This window comes from Roseovarius sp. B-10, assembly GCF_056859295.1.
Window position 1 is genome coordinate 77735 of record NZ_JBSXOE010000025.1, and the last position, 22384, is coordinate 100118.

20 protein-coding genes are annotated in these 22384 nt (G+C 63.5%); 14 read left to right on the forward strand and 6 right to left on the reverse strand.

From position 1 onward, the window contains the following. Positions 1–50 precede the first annotated feature (50 nt). The 4 genes from AC13D8_RS06165 (at position 51) to AC13D8_RS06180 (ending at position 5226) form a co-directional block, all read left to right on the forward strand. Entirely contained in the window at positions 51–1664 is a 1614-nt protein-coding gene (locus tag AC13D8_RS06165; RefSeq protein WP_482968112.1) for an ABC transporter substrate-binding protein, read from the forward strand. Between the two features lie 72 nt (positions 1665–1736). Beyond that, positions 1737–2696 carry an ABC transporter permease gene (locus tag AC13D8_RS06170; protein WP_482968113.1) on the forward strand — a complete coding sequence of 320 codons (960 nt, stop codon included), beginning with the start codon at positions 1737–1739 and terminating at the stop codon, positions 2694–2696. Beyond that, entirely contained in the window at positions 2696–3562 is an 867-nt protein-coding gene (locus AC13D8_RS06175; protein WP_129432330.1) for an ABC transporter permease, read from the forward strand. Before AC13D8_RS06170 ends, AC13D8_RS06175 begins: the two co-directional genes overlap by 1 nt. Beyond that, positions 3562–5226 (forward strand): ABC transporter ATP-binding protein, encoded by a 1665-nt coding sequence (locus tag AC13D8_RS06180; protein ID WP_482968114.1) that lies wholly within the window; start codon positions 3562–3564, stop codon positions 5224–5226. Before AC13D8_RS06175 ends, AC13D8_RS06180 begins: the two co-directional genes overlap by 1 nt. Positions 5227–5245: 19 nt before the next feature. Here the strand turns inward: AC13D8_RS06180 and AC13D8_RS06185 are convergent, their stop codons facing one another. Next, positions 5246–5740 (reverse strand): Lrp/AsnC family transcriptional regulator, encoded by a 495-nt coding sequence (locus tag AC13D8_RS06185; RefSeq protein ID WP_104017857.1) that lies wholly within the window; start codon positions 5738–5740, stop codon positions 5246–5248. A 158-nt stretch (positions 5741–5898) separates the two neighbouring features. Between AC13D8_RS06185 and AC13D8_RS06190 the strand changes: the two genes are divergently transcribed. Further along, positions 5899–7224, forward strand: coding sequence for an NAD(P)/FAD-dependent oxidoreductase (locus AC13D8_RS06190; protein WP_482968115.1), 1326 nt, complete (start codon positions 5899–5901; stop codon positions 7222–7224). A gap of 2 nt (positions 7225–7226) precedes the next feature. On the opposite strand, the gene AC13D8_RS06195 is transcribed toward AC13D8_RS06190, so the two are convergent. Then, positions 7227–8333 (reverse strand): NAD(P)/FAD-dependent oxidoreductase, encoded by a 1107-nt coding sequence (locus tag AC13D8_RS06195; protein WP_482968116.1) that lies wholly within the window; start codon positions 8331–8333, stop codon positions 7227–7229. 112 nt (positions 8334–8445) lie between these two features. Between AC13D8_RS06195 and AC13D8_RS06200 the strand changes: the two genes are divergently transcribed. The 9 genes from AC13D8_RS06200 (at position 8446) to AC13D8_RS06240 (ending at position 18454) form a co-directional block, all read left to right on the forward strand. Continuing rightward, positions 8446–9330 carry a LysR family transcriptional regulator gene (locus tag AC13D8_RS06200; RefSeq protein WP_482968117.1) on the forward strand — a complete coding sequence of 295 codons (885 nt, stop codon included), beginning with the start codon at positions 8446–8448 and terminating at the stop codon, positions 9328–9330. A 93-nt stretch (positions 9331–9423) separates the two neighbouring features. Further along, a complete protein-coding gene (locus tag AC13D8_RS06205) occupies positions 9424–11475 on the forward strand; it encodes a hydantoinase/oxoprolinase family protein (protein WP_482968118.1) in 2052 nt (683 codons plus the stop codon). 5 nt (positions 11476–11480) lie between these two features. Next, positions 11481–13466 (forward strand): hydantoinase B/oxoprolinase family protein, encoded by a 1986-nt coding sequence (locus AC13D8_RS06210; protein ID WP_482968119.1) that lies wholly within the window; start codon positions 11481–11483, stop codon positions 13464–13466. Next, positions 13463–13789: a (2Fe-2S)-binding protein gene (locus AC13D8_RS06215; RefSeq protein ID WP_482968120.1), complete on the forward strand. Its 327-nt coding sequence runs from the start codon at positions 13463–13465 to the stop codon at positions 13787–13789. The genes AC13D8_RS06210 and AC13D8_RS06215 overlap by 4 nt, the downstream gene beginning before the upstream one ends. Then, positions 13786–15159 carry an FAD/NAD(P)-dependent oxidoreductase gene (locus AC13D8_RS06220; RefSeq protein WP_482968121.1) on the forward strand — a complete coding sequence of 458 codons (1374 nt, stop codon included), beginning with the start codon at positions 13786–13788 and terminating at the stop codon, positions 15157–15159. Before AC13D8_RS06215 ends, AC13D8_RS06220 begins: the two co-directional genes overlap by 4 nt. A 122-nt stretch (positions 15160–15281) precedes the next feature. Beyond that, entirely contained in the window at positions 15282–16745 is a 1464-nt protein-coding gene (locus AC13D8_RS06225; protein ID WP_482968122.1) for an aldehyde dehydrogenase family protein, read from the forward strand. Between the two features lie 23 nt (positions 16746–16768). Continuing rightward, positions 16769–17815 (forward strand): tartrate dehydrogenase, encoded by a 1047-nt coding sequence (locus AC13D8_RS06230; RefSeq protein WP_482968123.1) that lies wholly within the window; start codon positions 16769–16771, stop codon positions 17813–17815. Between the two features lie 3 nt (positions 17816–17818). After that, entirely contained in the window at positions 17819–18304 is a 486-nt protein-coding gene (locus AC13D8_RS06235; RefSeq protein ID WP_482968124.1) for an aldehyde dehydrogenase family protein, read from the forward strand. A gap of 15 nt (positions 18305–18319) precedes the next feature. Beyond that, entirely contained in the window at positions 18320–18454 is a 135-nt protein-coding gene (locus tag AC13D8_RS06240; RefSeq protein WP_482968125.1) for a hypothetical protein, read from the forward strand. 66 nt (positions 18455–18520) lie between these two features. On the opposite strand, the gene AC13D8_RS06245 is transcribed toward AC13D8_RS06240, so the two are convergent. Genes AC13D8_RS06245 through AC13D8_RS06260 form a run of 4 tightly spaced genes read right to left on the reverse strand, consistent with a single transcriptional unit; the run spans position 18521 to position 22313 of the window. Next, entirely contained in the window at positions 18521–19819 is a 1299-nt protein-coding gene (locus tag AC13D8_RS06245) for a branched-chain amino acid ABC transporter permease (protein ID WP_482968126.1), read from the reverse strand. Continuing rightward, on the reverse strand, positions 19816–20826 hold the full coding sequence (locus AC13D8_RS06250; protein WP_129432316.1) for a branched-chain amino acid ABC transporter permease: 1011 nt from the start codon (positions 20824–20826) through the stop codon (positions 19816–19818). The genes AC13D8_RS06245 and AC13D8_RS06250 overlap by 4 nt, the downstream gene beginning before the upstream one ends. After that, positions 20827–21534: an ABC transporter ATP-binding protein gene (locus AC13D8_RS06255; protein WP_129432315.1), complete on the reverse strand. Its 708-nt coding sequence runs from the start codon at positions 21532–21534 to the stop codon at positions 20827–20829. Continuing rightward, positions 21531–22313: an ABC transporter ATP-binding protein gene (locus AC13D8_RS06260; protein ID WP_482968127.1), complete on the reverse strand. Its 783-nt coding sequence runs from the start codon at positions 22311–22313 to the stop codon at positions 21531–21533. The genes AC13D8_RS06255 and AC13D8_RS06260 overlap by 4 nt, the downstream gene beginning before the upstream one ends. Positions 22314–22384 lie beyond the last annotated feature (71 nt).

The following is a 22384-nucleotide window of genomic DNA, read 5'->3' on the forward strand; positions in this document are numbered from 1 at the left end:
ATGGGGTCTCGACTGAACCACCAACCTCAACTGACACAGGGAACACAGACATGACCAACGATACTCCGAACAACTGGACCGCGCGCGATGACGCGATGGTCGAAGAGGCGATCCGCCGCGGTGCATCGCGCCGTGATCTTCTGAAAATGCTCATGGGCTCGGGCGTGGCCCTTGGCGCAGGCGGCGGTCTCTTGATGCGGGCCACTCAGGCGGTCGCAGCCACGCCGAAGCGCGGCGGGCACCTGAAGGCCGCGGGCTGGTCGGCATCTACCGCCGACACGCTGGATCCGGCCAAGGCGTCGCTGTCGACCGACTATACGCGCTGCTGCGCGCTTTATAACCGCCTGACCTTTCTGAATGAGGCCGGCGAAGTCGAGATGGAACTGGCCGAGTCGATCGAATCGAGCGATGCCAAGACCTGGAACGTCAAGCTGAGATCCGGTGTCACCTTCCATGACGGCAAGACGCTGAGCTCGGCCGATGTGGTGTTCTCGCTCAAGCGTCATCTCGACCCGGAAGTCGGTTCCAAGGTGAACTCCATCGCCAAGCAGATGGCCGAAATCACCGCGGTCGATGATCTGAACGTCCGGATCGTCCTGACCGAACCCAATGCCGACCTGCCGACCATCCTGTCGCTGCACCACTTCATGATTGTTGCCGACGGCACCACGGATTTCTCCAAGGGAAACGGCACCGGCGCATTCGTGCTCGAAGAGTTCGAGCCGGGCGTTCGCTCTATCGCGGCTCGCAACCCGAACTACTTCAAGGCAACGGGTCCCTATCTCGACAGTTTCGAGTTCTTTGCGATCTCCGACAACAATGCCCGGGTCAATGCACTTTTGTCTGACGACATCCACCTCGCGGGTGCGATCAATGCACGTTCTTTGCGGATGATGGAAGGTCAGCAGGGTGTGGGCACCTCAATAACCACGACCGGCAACTATACAAATCTCAATATTCGTCTGGACATCGACCCCGGAGCGAAGGCCGGGTTCATCGAGGGCATGAAACACTTGGTCAATCGCGAACTGATCCAGAAATCGATCTTGCGTGGATTGGCCGAGATCGGCAACGACCAGCCGGTCTCTCCCGCCAACCGCTATCACAACACCGAGTTGCAGCCCCGTGAGTATGATCCAGAACGCGCACGCGCACTGTTTGAGAAGGCAGGCGTTCTGGGACAGACAATCCCGATTGTCGCATCCGATGCCGCCAACGCCTCGATCGACATGGCGACAGTGGTGCAGCAGGCAGGATCTGAAATCGGCATGACATTCGATGTTCAGCGCGTGCCCTCTGACGGGTACTGGTCGAATTACTGGCTGAAAGCGCCGGTCCATTTCGGCAACATCAACCCGCGCCCAACGCCGGACATCCTGTTCTCGCTGCTCTATCATTCCGAGGCGCCCTGGAACGAAAGCCAGTACAAATCCGAGAAGTTCGACAACATGCTGATCGAGGCACGCGGATTGCTGGATGAGACCAAGCGGACCGACATGTACTGGGAGATGCAGGAGATGGTCGCCAATGAGGCGGGCACGATCATCCCTGCCTATATCTCAAACATCGATGGGATCGCCAGCGAGCTTAAAGGGCTACGTCCCAATCCTCTGGGCAACCTGATGGGCTATGCCTTCGCGGAATACGTCTGGCTGGACGAATAATTCCACTGCCAACGGGCGCCCGCGCATGGCAACATGCGCGGGCCATTTCCATTCCTGAAAAGGGGGTGCCCCATGCTCTGGTCAACCACGACATGGCGTCTCATCGGGCAGCGTCTCGGGATCGCATTCATAACGCTCATAATCGTTTCCTTCGCGGTGTTCTTCGCGACGGAAATGCTGCCCGGCGATGTCGCCCAGATCCTGCTTGGACAGGCAGCGACACCCGAAGCCGTTGCCGGGCTACGCGAGGCGATGGGGCTGAACGAGCCGGCATTTCAGCGCTTTCTTGGTTGGCTGGTGGGGCTCGCCACGGGCGATATGGGGCGCTCTTACGTCAACGACATCGAAGTGGTCGATCTCTTGGGGGGGCGATTGCAGAACTCGCTGCGCCTTGCAGGGATCGTGACCGTCATCTGCGTGCCAGTGGCACTCACCCTTGGCATCATCGCGGCGATGTTTCGCGGCTCTTGGCTGGACCGGGCGGTGTCTGTGGCCACGATTTCGGTGATCTCGGTGCCGGAATTCATGGTGGCCACCCTGTCCGTTCTGGTCTTTGCCGTTTGGCTGGGCTGGCTGCCGGCACTCAGCTACGGTGTCAATGTCGACAGCATCGGCGCGATGCTGCGAGCCTATGCCATGCCTGTCATCACGCTGAGCTTTGTCGTCTCGGCCCAGATGATCCGCATGACCCGAGCAGCCGTGATCGAAACGATCGAAACCCCCTATGTCGAGATGGCCCTGCTCAAAGGGGCGTCGAGACCGCGTATGGTCCTGGTTCACGCGCTTCCCAACGCGCTTGGTCCCATTGCCAACGCGGTGGCGTTGTCGCTGTCCTATCTCGTCGGCGGGGTGATCATCGTCGAGACCGTGTTCAACTATCCGGGCGTTGCCAAGCTTATGGTGGACGCCGTCGCCACCCGCGACCTGCCGCTGATCCAGTCCTGCGCGATGGTCTTTTGCGTCAGCTACCTGACGCTGATCACACTGGCGGACATGATCGCAATCCTCTCGAACCCAAGGCTGCGCCAGTGATGACGATTCCCACGATCACACCCCGCAAACTCCGTCTGCCGACGCCGCGCAATCTGGGATATTCCTTTGGTTGGACGGGGCGAATCGGCATCGCGATCATCATTTTCTGGGCCATCGTCGCGCTGGTCGGAAACTGGCTCACGCCCTACCCGGTAGGCAAGATCGTCGACTGGGACTATTTCAGCGGTGTAAGTGCCAAACACTGGATGGGTACCGATTATCTGGGCCGGGACATCTTTTCGCGGGTTTTGATGGGCGCACGCTATACGGTGGGAATCGCACTGGCGGCGGTGACGCTAGCTTGCACCCTGGGTGTCATCCTCGGGATGATCGCGGCGGTGATCGGCGGCTGGTTCGACACGCTGCTGTCGCGGCTTCTGGATGCGTTCAACGGTATCCCCTCGTTGCTCTTCGGTCTCGTGGTGGTGGCCGCCGTTGGGTCATCCATTCCGGTTCTGGTGTTGACGCTAGCGGCAATCTACATGCCGGGGGCCTACCGGTTTGCCCGGGCGTTGGCGGTGAACATCAACACGATGGATTTCGTGACCGTTGCCCGTGCCCGTGGCGAGGGCACGCCTTACATGATCATGTTCGAGATATTTCCCAACATCCTCGGCCCGGTGCTTGCCGATTTCGGGTTGCGGTTCGTCTTCATTGTTCTGGTGTTGTCGGGCCTGTCGTTTCTTGGTCTGGGTGTTCAGCCTCCTCACGCCGATTGGGGTGCTCTGGTGCGCGAGAACATCGAGGGGCTTAGCCTCGGTGCTCCGGCGGTGATTTTTCCGTGCATCGCCATCGCGTCACTGACCATCTCGGTCAACATGTTCATCGACAACCTACCCACGAAGATCAGAGACAGGGCCGAATGATGACAGACACACCTCTCGTTTCCGTCCGCGACCTGCAGATTGGCGCCGTCACCGACTCGGGCCGCAACGTCGAGATCATTCGTGGCGTGGACTTTGACATCGCGCCCGGAGAAATCCTGGCCCTGATTGGTGAATCCGGGTCGGGCAAGACGACGATCGCGCTCTCGCTCATGGGTCACACCCGCCGTGGCTGTTCCATCGAGGGCGGTACGATCCGCGTCGGGGAGCACGATGTCACGGGAATGACCGAAAGCCAGCGCGCCAAGCTGCGCGGCACCGAGATTTCCTATGTCCCGCAATCGGCAGCGGCCGCGTTCAATCCGAGCAAACGGATCATGGACCAGGTGGTGGAGACAACCCGCATCCATGACCTGATGCCGCGCGCCAAGGCCGAGGAACGCGCCCGCGGTCTCTTTCGCGCGCTTGCGCTGCCCGATCCCGACACCATCGGCGAGCGTTACCCGCACCAGGTATCGGGCGGACAGCTTCAGCGGCTGTCGGCGGCGATGGCCCTGATCGGCGATCCGGAACTGGTGATCTTCGATGAACCGACCACCGCGCTGGATGTGACGACACAGATCGAGGTGCTGCGCGCCTTTCGCCGCGTGATGGAGGAAGGTGGCATGGCCGGCGTCTATGTCAGCCATGACCTAGCCGTTGTCGCCCAGATCGCGGATCGCATCGTGGTGCTCAAGAATGGTGAGATCCAGGAACAAGGCACGACCGAGCAGATTCTGAGCGCGCCCAAACATCCCTATACCAAGGAGCTTCTGGCCGCTTTCGATCCGGTGCCACATGTCGCCGTGAAGGATGTCGAAGCGGAAGCCGAGACGCCGATACTCGAAGTTCGGGGCCTTTATGCCGGATACGGTCCCATCAAGGATGGCGAACCGCTGGCCAAGGTGATGAGCGACGTGAATTTCAAGCTTTATCGCGGGCGCAACCTGGGTGTGATCGGCGAGTCGGGGTCCGGCAAGTCGACGCTGGCGCGGGCCATTGCCGGCATCTTGCCGGCCTATCGGGGCGAAGTGCTGCTGGATGGGCACACGCTCGCGCCATCCCTGGGTCAACGTAGCAAGCAGGAACTGCGCCGCGCACAGATTGTCTTTCAATTGGCCGACACGGCACTGAACCCGGCGCATTCCGTGGGCAGCATAATTGCGCGCCCGCTGCGGTTCTACAAGGGTCTGCGCGGCGACGTCGCTGACAAGCGGGTGATCGAGTTGCTGGATATGGTCCACCTGCCGTCGGCGTTGCGCCACCGGCTCCCATCCGAGCTGTCGGGCGGGCAAAAGCAACGCGTGAACCTTGCCCGCGCCCTGGCCGCCGAGCCCGAACTGATCCTCTGCGATGAGATCACCTCGGCCTTGGATACCGTGGTGGCGGCCGCGATTCTCGAATTGCTCAAGGAGCTGCAAGGTGAACTGGGACTTAGCTACATGTTCATCAGCCATGACCTTTCCACCGTCGAGGCGATCTGCGACGACGTACTCGTCATGTACAAGGGTGAGGTGGTCGAGGCCTTGCCGGCTGCACGGATGTCCCAAGACGCGACCCATGCCTATTCCCGGCTGCTGATATCGTCGGTGCCGCAGCTCGATACCGGTTGGCTCGCTGGCCTGGAACAGGATCCAGAACTACTGGCCGCGTTTTCGGACCGCTGAGGCGCCGGCCTGCTGGTTGTTACTCGGTCTCTGTGAAGAGCCGGGTCAACGGCAGCTGCCGCTTGATGAACGGGGTCTTCATCACCACGAAGCTGAAATAGCGATCTATTCCCGAGTTGCGGTCAATCAGCTCTTCGATGATTTCCTGATAGTCACTGATCCCGGCGGTGACGAACTTGGCCAGATAGTCGTAGCCGCCGGAAATCAGGTGACATTCAACGCAGTTGTCGATCTTTTCCAGCGATTCCTGAAAACGGGCAAAATCTATTTGCCGGTGGTTCTTCAGCGTGAACTCGGTGAACACGGTCAGCGTCTCACCCAGCTTGGCCACGTTGATCAGCGCCGAGTATCCGGTGATATAGCCGGATTTTTGCAATTTCTTCACGCGGGTCAGACAAGGCGAGGGCGACAGGTGAACGAGATCGGCCAATTCGACATTGGTGATGCGGCCGTTGCGCTGCAACTCGGCCAGTATGCGAATGTCGATTCGGTCAAGCTTCTGCAGGTTGTTCATCGGTCCTGTCCTTGGATGTAACGGCGCGACACGCGAAGCCGGAGGCGATTGGTACACCCGGTATCACAAATACGAAACGATCTGCCGACCACCTCTACAGATGCGGCACAAATAGCTGAAATCCTACAGCTAGGTTTCGAAAAACACATGGGAAAATCATGCCTGCTCCACTGCTTGAGATCGAAACCCATTCGGAGCTTTCCGACCAGGCCGATTGTGTGGTCATTGGCGGCGGAATTGTCGGCGTCAGCGCCGCGTACTGGCTTGCCCGCGCGGGGCAGCACGTCGTTCTGCTCGAGAAAGGCCGTATAGGTGCGGAACAATCGAGCCGCAACTGGGGTTGGTGCCGCCAGCAAAATCGTGATGCCCGGGAACTGCCGCTGTCCACCCGTAGCCTCGCGCTCTGGGAGGAGATGAGCGCCGATATCGGTGCTGATCTCGGGTTTCGACGCTGCGGGTTGCTCTACCTGTCCAACGATCCTGACGAAATCGAAGGCTGGGCCAAATGGGGCCGATTTGCCCGCGGTGAAGGTGTCGATACCCGGATGCTGACCCCTGAAGAGGCCACCGAACACGGTGCAGCCACCGGTCAGTGTTGGCAGGGCGGTGTCTGGTCGCCAAGCGATGGCGTCGCCGATCCATCGCGCGCGGCACCGCTGATCGCGCGAGGTATCATGGCGCATGGCGGGACGGTTGTGCAGGGTTGCGCGGCGCGCGGGCTGGAAACCGAGGCCGGTGCCGTTTCGGGCGTCATTACCGAGCGCGGCACGATCCGGACGCGCGTGGTGGTCATGGCCGGAGGTGCCTGGGCCAGCAGCTTTCTGCATCGTCACGGCATCGGGTTTCCGCAGGCCGCGGTGCGCAGTTCGATATTGTCCGTGGCACCGGGGGCCGAAGGGCTGCCCCGCGCATTGCACACCGCCGCCGTGTCGGTCACGCGCCGTGGCGACGGCGCGCATACGCTGGCGGTATCGGGACTGGCCAATCTCGACCCCACGCCGGGGGCGCTCGCCGGGGCACGCCATTTCCTGCCGATATTCGCCAAGCGTTGGCGCGCACTGCGCCCCGGCGGGGCGCAGGCTTGGCGCGCAGAATTCGAAACGCGCAAGGAATGGGCTTTCGATCGCGAAACACCGATGGAGCGCAGCCGCGTCCTCGATCCCCGCCCCAGCAAGGCGCTGATTGAGCTGACGCTCAAGCGTGCGCGTAGCCTGTTGCCCGCACTCAGGAATATTCCGGTCCAGGCGCAGTGGGCGGGATATATCGACAGCACACCGGACGGTGTGCCGGTGATCGACGCCGATATCGGGACGCCCGGTCTCGTGCTGGCGGCGGGCCTCTCGGGGCATGGGTTCGGCATCGGACCAGGTGTTGGGCATCTGGTGGCCGACATGGTCCTCGGACGCGCCCCGATCTGCGAAACCGCCCAGTACCGCCTCGGCCGGTTTGGCAAGGGCCAGTGGGGCAAGGTGGCAGAGTTCTAATCTCATGCCGCGAAACGGGTGATGGAAAAATCCGCCAACGGTGTCGCACACCGATCCGTGGCGATCAATTCGGCCATGGCGTCGCCGACACCGGGGCCCAGTTGGAAACCGTGCCCACAGAACCCGAAAGCGTGAAACAATCCCGGTGTCGTGCCAGAGGCCCCCATCACCGGCAGGTTGTCGGCGACGTAGCCCTCGCAGCCTGACCACTGGCGGATCACCGCGACATCGCCCAGTGCCGGAACCAGCTTCAGCACAGCCGCCACCTGAGCGGGCAGAGAGGACGGATCGGCTTGGGCAAAACCGGGATCAGGTGCCACCGGAACGCGCGCGACAGCGCCGCCAAACACCACGTTGCCGCGTTCGACCTGCCGCAGATAAGCCCCATGCGCCCGGCTCCAGACGCCGACCACAGGTGAGATGCGATAGGGCACCGGTTCTGTCACGGCCATTTGCGGCCCCCATGTGCCAAGCGGCACCTCTTCGCCGAACCGCGCTGCCACCTCCCGGCCCCAGGCACCTGCACAATTGAGCAACACCGCTGCCTTGTGAACACCCTTGGCCGATTTCACCTCAAAGCCGGTCTCACTCTGTCGCATGTCCAGAACCGGAGCCTCATCGATGATGCAGGCCCCGGCGCGCGCCGCCGCGTCGGCAAAGGCCGGGGCCACCAACCGCGGATTGGCCGATCCGTCCCTTGGCGAGAAGGACGCGGCAATGGCGTCCGGGCCAAGCCCCGGAAAGCGGCGGCGGAGGTCGTCGGGCCCGAGTTCTTCGAGCGCAAGATCGTTGGCCCGTGCGGCGCGCGCATAGCTGCGCATGTCGTCCAACCCGTCCGCGTCGAAAATCAGCCGCAGGTGCCCGGTCGCGCGAAACTCCACGTCGCGCCCCAACAGCGTCTGCGCCTCGTTCCAGATCGCGAGAGACCGGGCAGCCAGGGGCAATTGCGCCAAATGCCGTCCACTGCGCCGGATGTTGCCAAAGGACGCCACGGTCGCTCCCGCGCCAATCCGGCGACGCTCGATCAGTGTCACCCGGACGCCGCGGCGTGCGAGGAAGAAGGCCGAGGCCGTCCCCATCAGACCGCCACCCAGAACGATCACATCCATGCCGCCATGCCCCTTTTGACAAAGGAATTTGAACCATCAGACCCTGCTAACCCGGTTGTGTCAAAGTCGGGAAACATGGCACCATATAAGCCTGACCTATGGGAGAAGCGGGATGCGCGCACGCCAACTCGAAGTCTTTACCGCTGTCATGCGGGCCGGAACCGTGACCGGGGCGGCACGGCTTCTCAACATATCGCAGCCCGCGCTCAGCCAGATTCTGATTCATACGGAGGCGCAACTTGGCTTTGCCCTCTTTGATCGCGAAAAGGGCAGGTTGCGCCCCACGCCCGAGGCTTTTGAGCTCTATCCAGAGGCTGAGCGCCTGTTTGCCGGTCTGGAAGGGCTACGCCGCAAGACTTCGGATCTGCGGCTTGGCCGAGCCGGGCTGGTGCGGATCGCGGCCTCGCCACCGCCTGGCATGTCCCTGCTGCCCCGCGCGCTCAGGACGTTCCGTAGCGAGCATCCGGATGTCGTATTGCGCACGCATGTCGCCCCTCTTGCCGCGATGGTGGACCTTCTGCGCACTGGTGATGCTTCCATGGCCCTTGCGCTCGATGACGATCTGCCCCCCGATATAGCCGTGGAACATATCGGCACTACGAGCTTTTGCTGCCTTTTGCCGGAGGGTCACCGGCTGACAGGCGTGCAAGAGGTGGGGTTCTCCGATCTGGAAGACGAGACGATCATATCCTATCGCAGCCAGACCCGACCGCATGACGAACTGGACATGGCCCAGCGCCGACGCGGTGGCATCTTTGCGCCGCAGATCGAGATTGACAGCTCGATATCGGCGGCCGGGTTCGTGCGCGCCGGGCTGGGCGTCGCCTTGGTCGATGCGCTTTTGCCCTGGGCGCAGTTTCCCGGCATCGTGGCGGTTCCGCTGAGGGATGCGCCTGGCTTGCCGGTGTCTCTCCTGACCGCACGTGACAAGACGTTGTCGCGCGCCGAAGAGGCCATGCGCAAGCTGTTACATGCCACCCCGCTCGTCGAGACATAAGCCCACCTTATACACCGCTGTTCTATCCGTCTTGGACGTCGCGCGCCCGATCTGGTCGAGTTCCGGCAAATGACCGGAAAGGATCGAAGAGAGATGGATGGCAACACCGCCCCTGCTGATTGGAAGATCGGTGTCGATATCGGCGGCACCTTCATGGATTTCTGCGCATTGGACACCCGTCGTGGCCGCATCGCGTCGCTCAAGGTGCTGACCACCCCCGATGATCCGGGGGCCGAGTTGCTGACAGGGCTCGATCTGCTGGAAGAGCGTGAAGGGCTCGGTCCGGGCGCTGTGACCCGGTTCGTGCATGGAACCACGGTGGGCATCAACACGATCCTTCAACGCAAGGGCGCGCGATTGGCGCTCATCACCAATCAGGGCTTTGAGGACGTGATCGAACTGGCGCGCCTGGGAATGCCTGAGATGTATTCGCTGTTCTGCCACCGGGCAGAGCCTTTGATCCCGCGTGATCGGGTCTTTGGTATCCCGGTGCGGCTGCGCGCGGACGGCAGCGAGCCGGTTGCCCCGACACCCGAAATTGTCCACGATGCAGTGAGGCAGGCCCAAGAGGCCGGTGCCGATGGCATTGTCGTCTCGTTTCTGCACAGTTGGCGCAACGGAGCACAGGAGGCCACGGTAAAGGCGACGATCGAGGCCGAGGCCCCCGATCTGTTCGTCTTTACTTCCTCTGAGGTGTGGCCGGTGATCCGCGAATACGAACGCAGTTCGACCGCTATTCTCAACGGTTATGTTCACCCCCGCGTGGCTGGCTACCTGTCCGCGCTGGAGGATCGTCTGGCGGGCCGGGGCGTGCCAGCGCGCGCCTTGCTGACCAAATCGAATGGCGGTTTGATGAGCGCGCATCAGGGCCGCCGGGACTGTGTGTCGATGCTGCTTTCGGGTACTGCGTCGGGCGTGATGGGGGCAGCCTGGCTGGCGCGGCAAGCCGGAGAGTCGCATGTTCTGACCCTTGATATCGGCGGAACCTCGGCCGATTTTGCACTCATCGTCGATGGCGAGGTGCAGTTCGGGACCGATGAGCGGATCGGCGACTTTCCCCTGCATATCCCCTCGGTGTCGGTCAGTTCCATCGCGATCGGCGGCGGCTCGATCGCCAGCGTCGATAGCCACGGCGTGCTGCGTGTCGGGCCAGACTCGGCGGGCTCCAGCCCCGGACCGGCCTGCTATGGGCGTGGTGGCACGGCCCCCACGGTGACCGATGCGATGGCGGTCTGCGGCTGGCTGGGACAGGCTGAAATGGCCTATGGTCAACTCAGCATCGACCGCGATCTCGCCCGCGACGCGGTGGCCCGGATTGCCGGGCCGATGGGCCGCAGCGTGGAGGAAACCGCGCAAGCCATTCTCGACATCGCCGTGTCCGAACTGTTCGTGGAGGTCGAGAAACTGGGCTCGCGCGCGGGCGTCGACCTGCGCGACTATGCGCTCATGCCGTTTGGCGGCGGCGGCCCCATGCTGGGTGCCTTCCTCGCGCGTGAGCTTGGCATGACGCGCGTTCTGGCGCCTCGCAGACCTGGCGTTGTTTCGGCGCTCGGAGGGTTGGTCGCGGATATGCGGGGCGATTTCCTGCAAACGGTTTTCACCGATCTCGACGCCACCGCCCCCCGCCAACTTTGCGCTGCGCTCGCGGATTTGCAGAAAGAGGGAGATGCCTGGCTCAAGGCGCAGGGCCATGTTGGCGCGGCACAGATCCGGCTTTCGGCCGATATGCGCTATGCCGGTCAGAGCTATGAGATCGAGACCGCGCTCGAGCCGGATTGGCTCTCCGATCCGGCCCGGCTGGCGACGGCATTCCATGAGACGCACCGCCGGATATACGATTTCGACGACCCGGCGGGCGCAATCGAAATCGTGAACCTGCGGCTTTCGGCGATCGGCGTCACGCCCAAGCCGGACTTTGCCGAGGCAATCACGACGACCGCCCACGCCATGCCCGCCCGGCAAGTGCAGGTGCATCTGAACGGTGCGCGCCATATCCCGCTCTTCGAGCGTGCCGATCTCATGGCCGGCGCCACCTTCGACGGCCCCGCCGTGGTCTGTCAGGAGGATACCACGCTTGCCATTCCGGAGGGCGCACGCGCCCACGTTGACAGGCATCTCAATATCCACCTCGAATTCGCGGAGTGAGCCCCATGTCTGACAAGATGACCCTTCAGGTGCTGGCCAACCATGCCCGTGCCGCTGCGGAAAACATGGCGCATACGCTGCATCGCACGGCGCATTCCGCCTTCGTCAAGGAGACACAGGATTTCACGGTGATGCTGATGGATCGCCACGGCGACACCTTTGCCGTGCCGATGGATCTGGGGGCCACATGGTATCCGGGCCTGAGCTACAGGCGGGCCATCGACATGGTCGAGGATTATCGCCCCGGCGACGTGGCGTTTACCAACGATCCCTATTCCGGCCATGTTGCCACGCATGCCCCGGATACCCATCTCTGGAAACCGGTCTTTCACGATGGTGAGATCGTGGCATGGACCGGCGGGCATATACACAATACCGATATGGGCGGCGCGGTGCCTGCGTCCCTGTCGCGCTCGCTGACCGAAATTCATCAGGAAGGGGTGCGGTTTCCCCCTATGAAGCTGGTCAACGAGGGGGTCTTTGACGCGCAGATCCTGCGTATCATGGAAACCAATGTCCGCAAGCCCGCCCTGAACATCGGCGACATCAAGGCGCTGGTCGGCGCGCTGAACACCGGCGAACGCAAGGTCCACGCGATGCTGGCACGATTTGGCGGCGACGGCTTCCTCTCCGGGGTTGCCGCGCTCAAGGATCAGGCCGAGGCGCAGGCACGCGAGATCCTGCGCGGCGTTCCCGATGGTGACTATGTGTTTGCCGATTACGCCGACGAAGACAGCGACTTTGCAAATCCCTGTCGGCTGCACTTGACCCTGCGTATTCGGGGCGACAGCGCCGAGCTGGATTTTACCGGGTCCGACCCGCAGCTTGGCTCATCTCTCAACGTACCTTCGGGGGGGGATCCGCGCCATACCATACTGTTGGTCGGGGTTTACTATGTCCTCTACACGCTCAATCCGCGGCTCTTGCTGAATACCGGGCTGACGCGGCCGTTCACCTGTATCGCGCCCGAGGGCACGGTGCTCAACCCGGTTGCGCCGGCGGCCGTGGGGATGCGGTCGCTGACCTGCGCGCGGCTGCGATCGGTGATTTTCGGTGCGTTCAGTCAGGCCATCCCCGAGCGGATGCCCGCTGCTCCCGCGGGAAACAACTGCATCGTGAATGTCATGACCCATGACGAGCGCAGCGGGCAAAAGGTCATCGCGGCGGTCAATCCGGTGGTCGGCGGCGGTGGCGGGATGCCGCATCGCGACGGCACCAACGGCTCGGGCGCGGATGCCGCCTATCTCAAGAACACGCCGATCGAGATCACCGAAACCGAGGTGCCGGTGGAGTTCGTCAAGTACGGTCTCGCACCCGACACAGGCGGGGCAGGACGCTGGCGCGGCGGGTTGGCAACGGAAATGGCCTTTCGCGTTTTCGCCCCTGACACGCGCATCACTGCCCGTAACCGCGACCGCTCGCGTTTTCGCCCCTGGGGTGTTCTGGGGGGGCGCGCGGCTGGACTGGCGGAAATGGTGGTCAATCCCGGCACACCGGATGCGCGGCGCATGGGCAGTGCTGACACGGCCATTTTGCAGCCCGGTGATGTGCTTTCCATCCGTTCGGCAGGTGGGGGCGGACGCGGCGACCCGATGAGCCGCGAGACATGGCGTGTGGCGCAGGACGTGGCGCGCGGTCACGTTTCGGAAGAGGCCGCGCGCCGTGACTACGGCGTTGTCATGCAAGGCGGTGAGGTCGACGAGACCGCGACCGCTGCGTTGCGCGGCGAGGCGCGCGGGCATGATGGACATTTCCATTTCGGGTCGGAGCGTGACGCCTATGAGGCGCAATGGACCGACGCCGCCTATGCCCGTTTGACCGATATCCTGATGGCCCTGCCTGTGCATTGGCGGTTTTTCGTCAAGACAGAGGTCTTTCGCCGGATGGAGGCGCGCAAGGGCGCAGAGGGGGTGAACGCCGCCTACGCCGAAACCCGCAAGCGGTTTCCTGATATCCCACACCCTAGCGCCCATGCCGAGGCTGCGGAATGAGGGGCGGCGTCCCAAGTGCAGGCCGCGTAAGGCGGCTGGCCGAGACGGACCGCGCAGCGCTGGTCTTCCGCTTTGACGGGGCGGCATATTCAGGGCTGGACGGCGACACGGTGCTGACCGCCGTACTGGCTGCGTTACCTGATTTGCGCGCGGCGGAATTCGGACCCGAGCGGCGGGCGGGATTCTGCCTGATGGGGGCGTGCCAGGATTGCTGGCTGTGGCAGGAGGACGGTCCGCGCCTGCGGGCTTGTTCAACCCCGTTGCGCGCGGGGATGCGCCTGCGTTCATCCCCATCGGACGACTGGCCCGGAACCTTGCCATGACCCGCATTCTAGTCGTGGGCGCGGGCCCTGCGGGTATCCGCGCTACTGAGACGCTCGTTGCTGCCGGGCTGTGCCCGACCGTCGTGGACGAAGGATCGCGGGCGGGGGGGCAGATTTATCGGCGCCCGCCCGAGGGATTTACCCGGCCACCGGGCACGCTCTATGGTTCGGAGGCGGGCAAGGCCCGACGATTGCACGACGTCTTTGATGGGTTTGTGCGCGACCGGAAGGTCGAGTATCACCCCGAATGCAGCATTCTGGGTCTGCATGACGGGGTCGCGCAGGTGCTGGGACCGACCGGTGTGATATCGCTGCCTTATGACAGATTGATCATTGCGACCGGGGCAACGGACCGGCTCGCCCCCGTACCCGGGTGGCAGATGGCGGGGGTCTACAGCTTGGGGGCCGCGCAGATCGCGCTCAAGGCGCAAGGGGTGGCACTCGGACGGCGCATGGTTCTGGCGGGCTCCGGCCCGCTGCTGACGCTGGTTGCCGCGCAACTGATCGACGCGGGGGCCGAGGTGGCGGCGGTTCTGGAGACCGCACCGTGGCGCGCACAGGTCAGGGGTGGCGCGAGGATGGCGCTGGCTCGTCCCTTCGTCACGCTGCGCGGGCTGCGCATGCGCGCGCGTTTGGGGCGCCTCTACAAGGCTGGCGTCACGCTTGCCTCTATCGAGGGTGAGGGGACTGGCCCCCAAGCAATCAACTGGCGCGATGCGCGCGGTCGCATGCAGCGCACGGCCTGTGACACGGTGGCGCTCGGTTGGCACTTGCGGGCCGAGACGGCCCTCGCCGACCTCGCGGGGGCCTCGTTCGAGTGGTCGAATACCTGGGCGCAATGGCTTCCCGAAACGGACGAGGCGGGCCGCGCCGCGGACGGGCTGTATCTCGCGGGTGACGGGATATCGCTGCTCGGGGCCGACGGCGCAGAAATCAGCGGGCGACTCGCGGCGCGCGCCTGCCTTGCCGATCTGGGATACCAGATGGACATGGGCGGCTACGCGCGCGACTTGCGGGGCGCGCGTCGCTTGCGCCGTTTTGCCAAAGGTGTCGCCGATGCCTTCCCATGGCCTGCGGACATGGTCCGTGCCTTGCCGGACGATGCAATCCTGTGCCGCTGCGAGGGCGTCACGGCCGGCGAACTGCGCGCGACCCTGCCTCTCTCCGGGTCTGAGGCGAACCGCGCCAAATCGCTCAGCCGTGTTGGTATGGGGCGCTGCCAGGGGCGCTATTGCCAGCTTGCCGGGGCGGAGGTGATGGCGGCGGCAACGGGGGTGCGTGCTGCACAGATGGGCCGGCTGCGGGTGCAGTCGCCCGCACGCCCGGCCCCACTCGCCGCGTTCGCGACACGCAGCGATAGCCAGGCCTGAGTCGCACCATCTTCTGCGCCCGGACCTGGCACTTGCGGCGAAAAATGCTGCCAACTGGGAGCTTTCGGCAAATGCTTTCAGTCCAACCACGCCAAGTTGAAGGCGACAGACACGAGGTTCTCATGACATTCGCCTTCGATCCTTTGGGGTTGACCCTGCCGCCTGGTCATCACATCGGCGGTCAGTATGTTTCCGCAGCCGAGGACATCGCGGTCTCCGCTCCCTCGAACGGTGCATCACTGGGGGCGATCCCGCGCGCCGATGCGGCGATGGTTGACCGCGCGGTTGAGGCGGCTCGCACCGCCTTGCGGACCTCCGGCTGGGGAATCGCGGCGCCGCGAGACAGGCTGCGCGCACTGCACCGCTGGGCCGATCTGATCGAGCAGGAGGCCGAAACGCTGGCGCGTCTGGAGGCTGTCTGTTCCTCGCGCCCGGTCGCCGAGGTGATCGCAGGAGATATCCCGGTCACCGCCGAACAGATCCGGTTCTTTGCGGAATTCGCGGACAAGGAATGCGATACGCTTGCGCCAACGGCGGAGGGGCATCTGGGCATGATCACCTCCGAGCCCCATGGTGTGGTGGGGGCTATTACGCCGTGGAACTTCCCTATTTCCATGGCCGGGTGGAAGCTGGGCCCGGCTCTCGCCGCAGGCAACGCGGTCGTTCTGAAGCCGTCGGAGATGACACCGTGGTCAGCGCTTTTCATGGCCGAACTATCGGTGCGCGCCGGCCTTCCGGCAGGGTTGATCAATGTCGTTCTGGGGGACGGTCCGGGAACCGGCGCGGCGATCACCGGCCATCCCGGTATCGACAAGGTTTCCTTTACCGGTTCGACTCGCGCCGGTGCCGCGATCATGGAGAATATCGCCCGCTGCGGGATCAAGCCGATGACGCTGGAGCTTGGTGGCAAGAGCCCGATGGTCGTTCTCGCCGATGCCGATCTCGACATTGCGGCGAACTGTCTTGAACGCGGCATCCTGCCGAATGCCGGGCAGTTTTGCGTTGCCGGATCGCGCGTGATCGTGGCCCGCGAAATTGCCGACGATCTGGCAGAGCGCCTGACCGAGCGGTTCAACCGGCATGTTCCCGCGCCGACATGGGCCGAGCATCCCGGCTTCTGCCCTATCATTTCGGAGACGCAGCTCGCGCGGATCGACGGCATCGTGCACGCCGCCCGCGATCACGGGGCCGAGATCCTTTGTGGCGGGACGCGCTTTGACACCGAAGGCAGCTATTACCGTCCGACGCTCCTTGCCGGGGCGGCCATGGACAACCCGGCTGTTACCGACGAGATATTCGGCCCCGTCGCCACCTTTCAGACCTTCGAGAGCGAGGACGAGGCGATTTCGATGGCCGCGCACCCGACCTACGGGCTCTGTGCCGGTCTGTTCACCCGCGATCTCGCCCGCGCGCTCCGCCTGTCGCGAAGGATCGAGGCCGGCACCGTGTGGATCAATCGCTACGGTCGCTCGCGTGACCACATCCTGCCAACCGGCGGCTGGAAGGCCAGCGGGCTGGGCAAGGATCTGGGCCGCGAAGCCTACACCGCCAATCGCCGCACGAAATCCGTGCTGGCAACGCTTTGAACGGCCGCCTTGAGGGAACGAACATGACCAATCACAAGATTGCCCTGATCCCGGGTGACGGGATCGGAACAGATGTGACGGATGCAACCATGAAGGTGCTGCACGCCGTGGCCGCCACTGCCGGTTTCGCGCTGGAATCCGAGACCTTTCCATGGTCCTGCGCGCACTATCAAGAGACCGGCGCGATGATGCCCGAGGATGGCATCGAGACGCTGCGCACGTTCGATGCGATTTATCTGGGTGCGGTCGGCTGGCCGGACACGGTGCCCGATGCCGTTTCCTTGCACGGGCTGCTGCTGCCGATCCGCAAGGCGTTCGACCAATATGCCAATATCCGCCCACACCGTCTTTTGCCGGGGGTGGAGGGGCCGCTGAAATCTGGCGAATTCGACATCCTGTGCATCCGCGAGAACACCGAGGGCGAATATGCTGGCGCGGGCGGTCGCGTACATCAGGGGCGTGACAATGAGGTGGCGGTCGAAACCTCGATCTTTACCCGCAAGGGTGTGGAGCGCATCCTGCGCTTCGGGTTCGAGCAGGCCCGCGCAAGACGCGGGCATCTGACCTCTGTCACCAAGTCGAACGCGCAGAAATACTCCATGGTCTTCTGGGACGAAATGACCCGCATCCTCGCCCCCGAGTATCCCGATGTTACGGTCAGCCATATGCATATCGACGCCATGGCCGCCAGGATGGTGATGGCGCCCGATACACTCGATGTGGTCGTGGCCTCGAACCTGTTCGGGGACATCCTGACCGACCTTGGCGCGGCCATTCAGGGCGGGCTTGGCTTTGCCGCCTCGGCCAATATCTGCCCGGACCGCTCCGCACCGTCGATGTTCGAGCCGGTCCACGGCTCGGCCCCGGATATCGCGGGCCAGGGGATTGCCAATCCGATTGCGGCGATCTGGTCGGGTGCGATGATGTTGCATCATCTGGGCGAGACCACAGCTGCGGAAACGGTGGAGAGGGCACTCGCCGCGACCACCGGGCAGGGCATCGGCGTGCGACCCGGTAGCCACGGTACCGACGAGATCACCGGAGCGGTGATATCCGCAGTGAAAGGTTGACCGATGAAACTCTCCGATCCCGACCTGTTTCGCGAGGTTGCCCTGATTGACGGCAACTGGATCGCGCGACCCGACATGCAGGTGATCGACCCCGCAAGCGGTGCAGCGATGGGAAGCATACCTGACATCACCGCAGAAGAGACAATGCGCGCCATCTCTGCCGCCGAGAGGGCGATGGTCGAATGGCGTGCCCGGAGCCCTGCCGAGCGGGCCGACATTCTAATGCGCTGGCATGACCTCATGCAGGACAACACCGAAGATCTGGCGCGCATTCTGACAGCAGAACAGGGCAAACCGCTGGCCGAGGCGCGTGGCGAGGTGGCCCATGGCGCATCGTTCATCCGCTGGTTTGCCGAGGAGGCACGGCACATCGACGGTGCGATCATTCCATCGCCGCTACGGGGCAAGAAGATCCTCGCGTGGAAAGAGCCCGTGGGGGCATCCATGATGAATTCGTTGCCGCGCTATCCAGACGAGTGGACGCGCTAACGGTCGGTCCGGGCGATGCGGCTCGCAAACGGCGCCCCATTCGGCCTTGCCGCATATGACTACACCCGCGACCTGGCCCGGGCGTTCCGCGTGTGCGAGGCGCTGGAATTCGGCATTGGCGGCGCGATCGGTGATGATGTTCTTGCCTGACACCGGGCTTTGAGGCGAGATTGCAGGGCGGGCGGCCATGCCAGACTCCCGTCCGGCGATCCGGCGCTACCGTTCGGGTATCAAGCCCTTCGGTGCGAACCTCATGACGACAAGCAGGATCGCGCCCATCATCAGATAACGCATATACGCCGCTCCCTCGATCATGTGCTGCGCCAATCCCGAGTCCTTGCCCAGCGGCGTGGTCACCGTCGCCATGAACCAGTTGCCGAATGGCTCTGCCTCGACCCACAGGAACCAGATGATGAAACCGCCCAGGACGGCACCCCAGTTGTTCCCGGAACCGCCCAGGATCACCATCACCCAAATCAGGAAGGTGAACCGCAGCGGAATGTAGCTGGTTGGCGTGAGCTGACCCTCGAGCGTCGTGAGCATCGCGCCCGCGACGCCGCAGGTGAAGCAGCCGAGCACGAAGGTCTGCAGGTGACGGGCCTTGACGTTCTTGCCCATGGCGGCGGCAGCGTCGCGGTTGTCGCGGATGGCGCGCATCATCCGCCCCCAGGGCGAGCGTAGCGCGCGTTCCGCGAACCACATGATGATCGCCAGCACGGCGATGAACAGCACCGCGTAGCACAGCTTGACAAAGAGGCTGGCGGCATCGGAGATATCCGCGGCGCCGAAGAAGTTGGCCAGCCCGATGAACCAGTCCTGCTCGATCAGATTGACCTCGTAGGGGACGGGGCGCGGGATGCCGGTGACGTTCTTCACGCCGCGCGACAGCCACTCCTCGTACTTGATGATGGCGATGATGATCTCGGCGATACCAAGCGTGGCGATCGCCAGGTAGTCGGCGCGTAGCCCCAGCGCAATGCGCCCGATGAACCAGCCCGCACCGGCCGCGACCAGGCCGCCGATCGGCCAGGCCAGCACCACCGGCAGCCCGGCGCCGCCGAGATACCCGCTCAGCGCGGGGTCGATCGACTCGATCGCGTCGGTCGCCGGATTGAAGAAATACCCGATGACGAAATAACCGACCACGAGTAGCACCAGCGTTACCGGCAGCTTTAGCACCGGCGGTACCGTGCGCCGCGCGAGGATGATTGCAGCCACCGTGCCGATCAGGCTCACAACCGACAGCGCGATGTCGCCGCCGGCAACGGCCCACGCCTCGGTGACCGGCGGCATGGAGATCAGCACCGCCGTCAGCCCGCCCAGCGCCGTGAAGCCCATGACGCCGACATTGAAGAGGCCCGCATAGCCCCACTGCATGTTGACGCCCAGTGCCATCACCGCGGAGATGACGCACAGATTGAAGATGCCGAAGGCGACGTTCCAGCTCTGGTAGAAGCCGATCGCGATCAGCACCAGGACCATGAGGCCGTACAGGAGCGCAACCCTCTTAGTCATATCACTTTCCCGCGGATGATGCCCGTCGGTCGGACCAACAGGACCGCGACGAGGATGATGAAGGAGACCGCGAACTTGTAGTCCGTCGACAACAGCTGGACGAGGCCGTCCGGTGCCCAGCCCGCCGGACCGAGATAGGCCAGGAACTTCTTGAAGGCGTAGGTCACCATCACCTCGGAGAAGGCGACGATGAAGGCGCCCAGGATCGCCCCGACCGGCTGACCGATACCGCCGAGAATGGTCGCGGCGAAGATCGGTAGCAGGATTTGCAGGAAGATGAACGGCTTGTAGGTCTTGTCCAGGCCGTAAAGCGTACCGGCAATGGCCGCGAGCGCGGCGGCGATAACCCAGGCGATCATGACCACGCGATCCGGATTGATACCGCAGAGCAACGCCAGATCCTCGTCGTCCGAATAGGCGCGCATTGCCTTGCCGGAGCGTGTTTTCTGCAAGAACCAGAACAGCCAGGCGACAACGACGGCGGCGACGACGACGGTGATCACCTGCGTCTGCTTGATGGCGATGCCCTCGTCGAGGCCGAGCAGTTCACGCGAGTCGAAAGCGCCGATGATGAACCGCTGGCCGTCGGCGAAACTCTGGTCGGCCGGCCCGATGATGATGCGGATCAGCCCGGCCAGCACGAACATCACGCCGACCGAGACAATGGCGAAGACGATCGGGTTGGAGCGCTGCCGGCGATAGAAGCGGAAGACCATGCGGTCCGTCAGCAGCGCGACTCCGATCGCCGCCAATATGCCTACCGGCAGAGCCAGGAGCGCGGTCGGGAAGGGGGCGATGCCTATCCCCATATCCTGAAGGAACCATGTCACCAGGATCGTGATCATGGTGCCGAACGACATCAGTTCGCCGTGCGAGAAGTTGGCGAACTTCAGGATTCCGAAGATGATGGTAACGCCGAGCGCCCCCAAGGCGAGCTGTGCGCCGTAGGCCGTCGCCGGAACGACGACGAAGTTGGCGAACAGTGCGAGTGCGTTAAGGACCTCCATTCAACCCCCCAGAAAGGACCGGCGCACTTCTTCGTTGGCAAGAAGCGCTTCGCCTGTGTCGGTGAATCGGTTGCGGCCCTGGACCAGGACGAAGCCGTGGTCGGCGATCTCCAGTGCCTGGCGCGCGTTCTGCTCGACCATCAGGATGGCGACGCCGGTCTTGGCAATCTCCAGAATCTTGTCGAACAATTCATCCATCACGATCGGCGAGACGCCGGCTGTCGGTTCGTCGAGCATCAACAGATCCGGGCGCGTCATCAGCGCGCGGCCGACGGCCACCTGCTGGCGCTGCCCGCCTGAGAGTTCGCCTGCCGGCTGGTTGCGTTTCTCGGCCAGAATCGGGAACAGGCTGAAGACCTGCTCCTTCGTCTCCTCGATCTCGTCGTCCTCACGGATGAAGGCGCCCATTTCGAGGTTCTCCTCCACGGTCAGCGAGACGAAGACGTTGCGGTTCTGCGGCACGAAGGCCATTCCCTCGGAGACCCGGTCCTGCGGGGCGATGTTGGTGATGTCTTTGCCGTCCAGCGTGACGGTGCCCTCACGAAGGTCGAGCATGCCGAAGACGGCTTTCATCGCCGTCGACTTGCCAGCACCGTTCGGGCCGACGACGACGGCGATCTCGCCCTGTTCCACGGTGATGGTGCAGTCGTGGATAATGTCGGCACCGCCGTATCCGCCGGTCATGCCGGTCGCGCTCAGGAAACTCATGCCGGCGCCTTCCGCTCGTGCTTGCGGCCCGTGCCGAGATAGGCCTCGATGACCTCTTCGTTGTTCTTGACCTCCTCGATCGTGCCCTGGGTGAGGAGCTTGCCCTCGGCCATGACGATGACGGGGTCGCACAGGCGCGCGATGAAATCCATGTCGTGCTCGATCAGGCAGAATGTGTAGTCGCGCTCCTCGTTGAGGCGCTTGATCGAGGTGGCGATGGTGTTCAGCAGGGTGCGGTTCACGCCGGCGCCGACCTCGTCCAGGAACACGATCTTGGCGTCCACCATCATGGTGCGGCCCAGCTCCAGCAGCTTCTTCTGGCCGCCCGAGAGATTGCCGGCGAGTTCGTCCTTCAGGTGGTCGATCTGCAGGAATTCCATCACCTCCAGCGCCCGCTCGAGGTTCTTCGCCTCGATCTCCTGGACCCGACCGAAATTGAACCAGCTGTGGCGCAGTTGCTCGCCTGGCTGGTCGCCGGGGACGACCATCAGGTTTTCCAGCACGGTGAGCGTCGAGAACTCATGCGCGATCTGGAAAGTGCGCAGAAGGCCCTTGTGGAAAAGCTCGTGCGGCTCCAGGCCGGTAACGTCCTCGCCATCCAGATAGATAGCGCCGGAGGACGGCGGGAACGCGCCCGCGATGATGTTGAACAGCGTCGTCTTGCCCGCGCCGTTGGGGCCGATAAGTCCCGTGATCGAGCCCTTCTCGATCGACAGCGAGACACCGTCGACCGCGCGAATGCCGCCGAAATTCTTGGCGACGCTTTCGACCGTTATCATTCAATCAATCCCGGTTTCCGGTAAAGAAGGAACGGCGAGGGATCGAGCTCCCTGGCCGTTCCTGTGAAGGC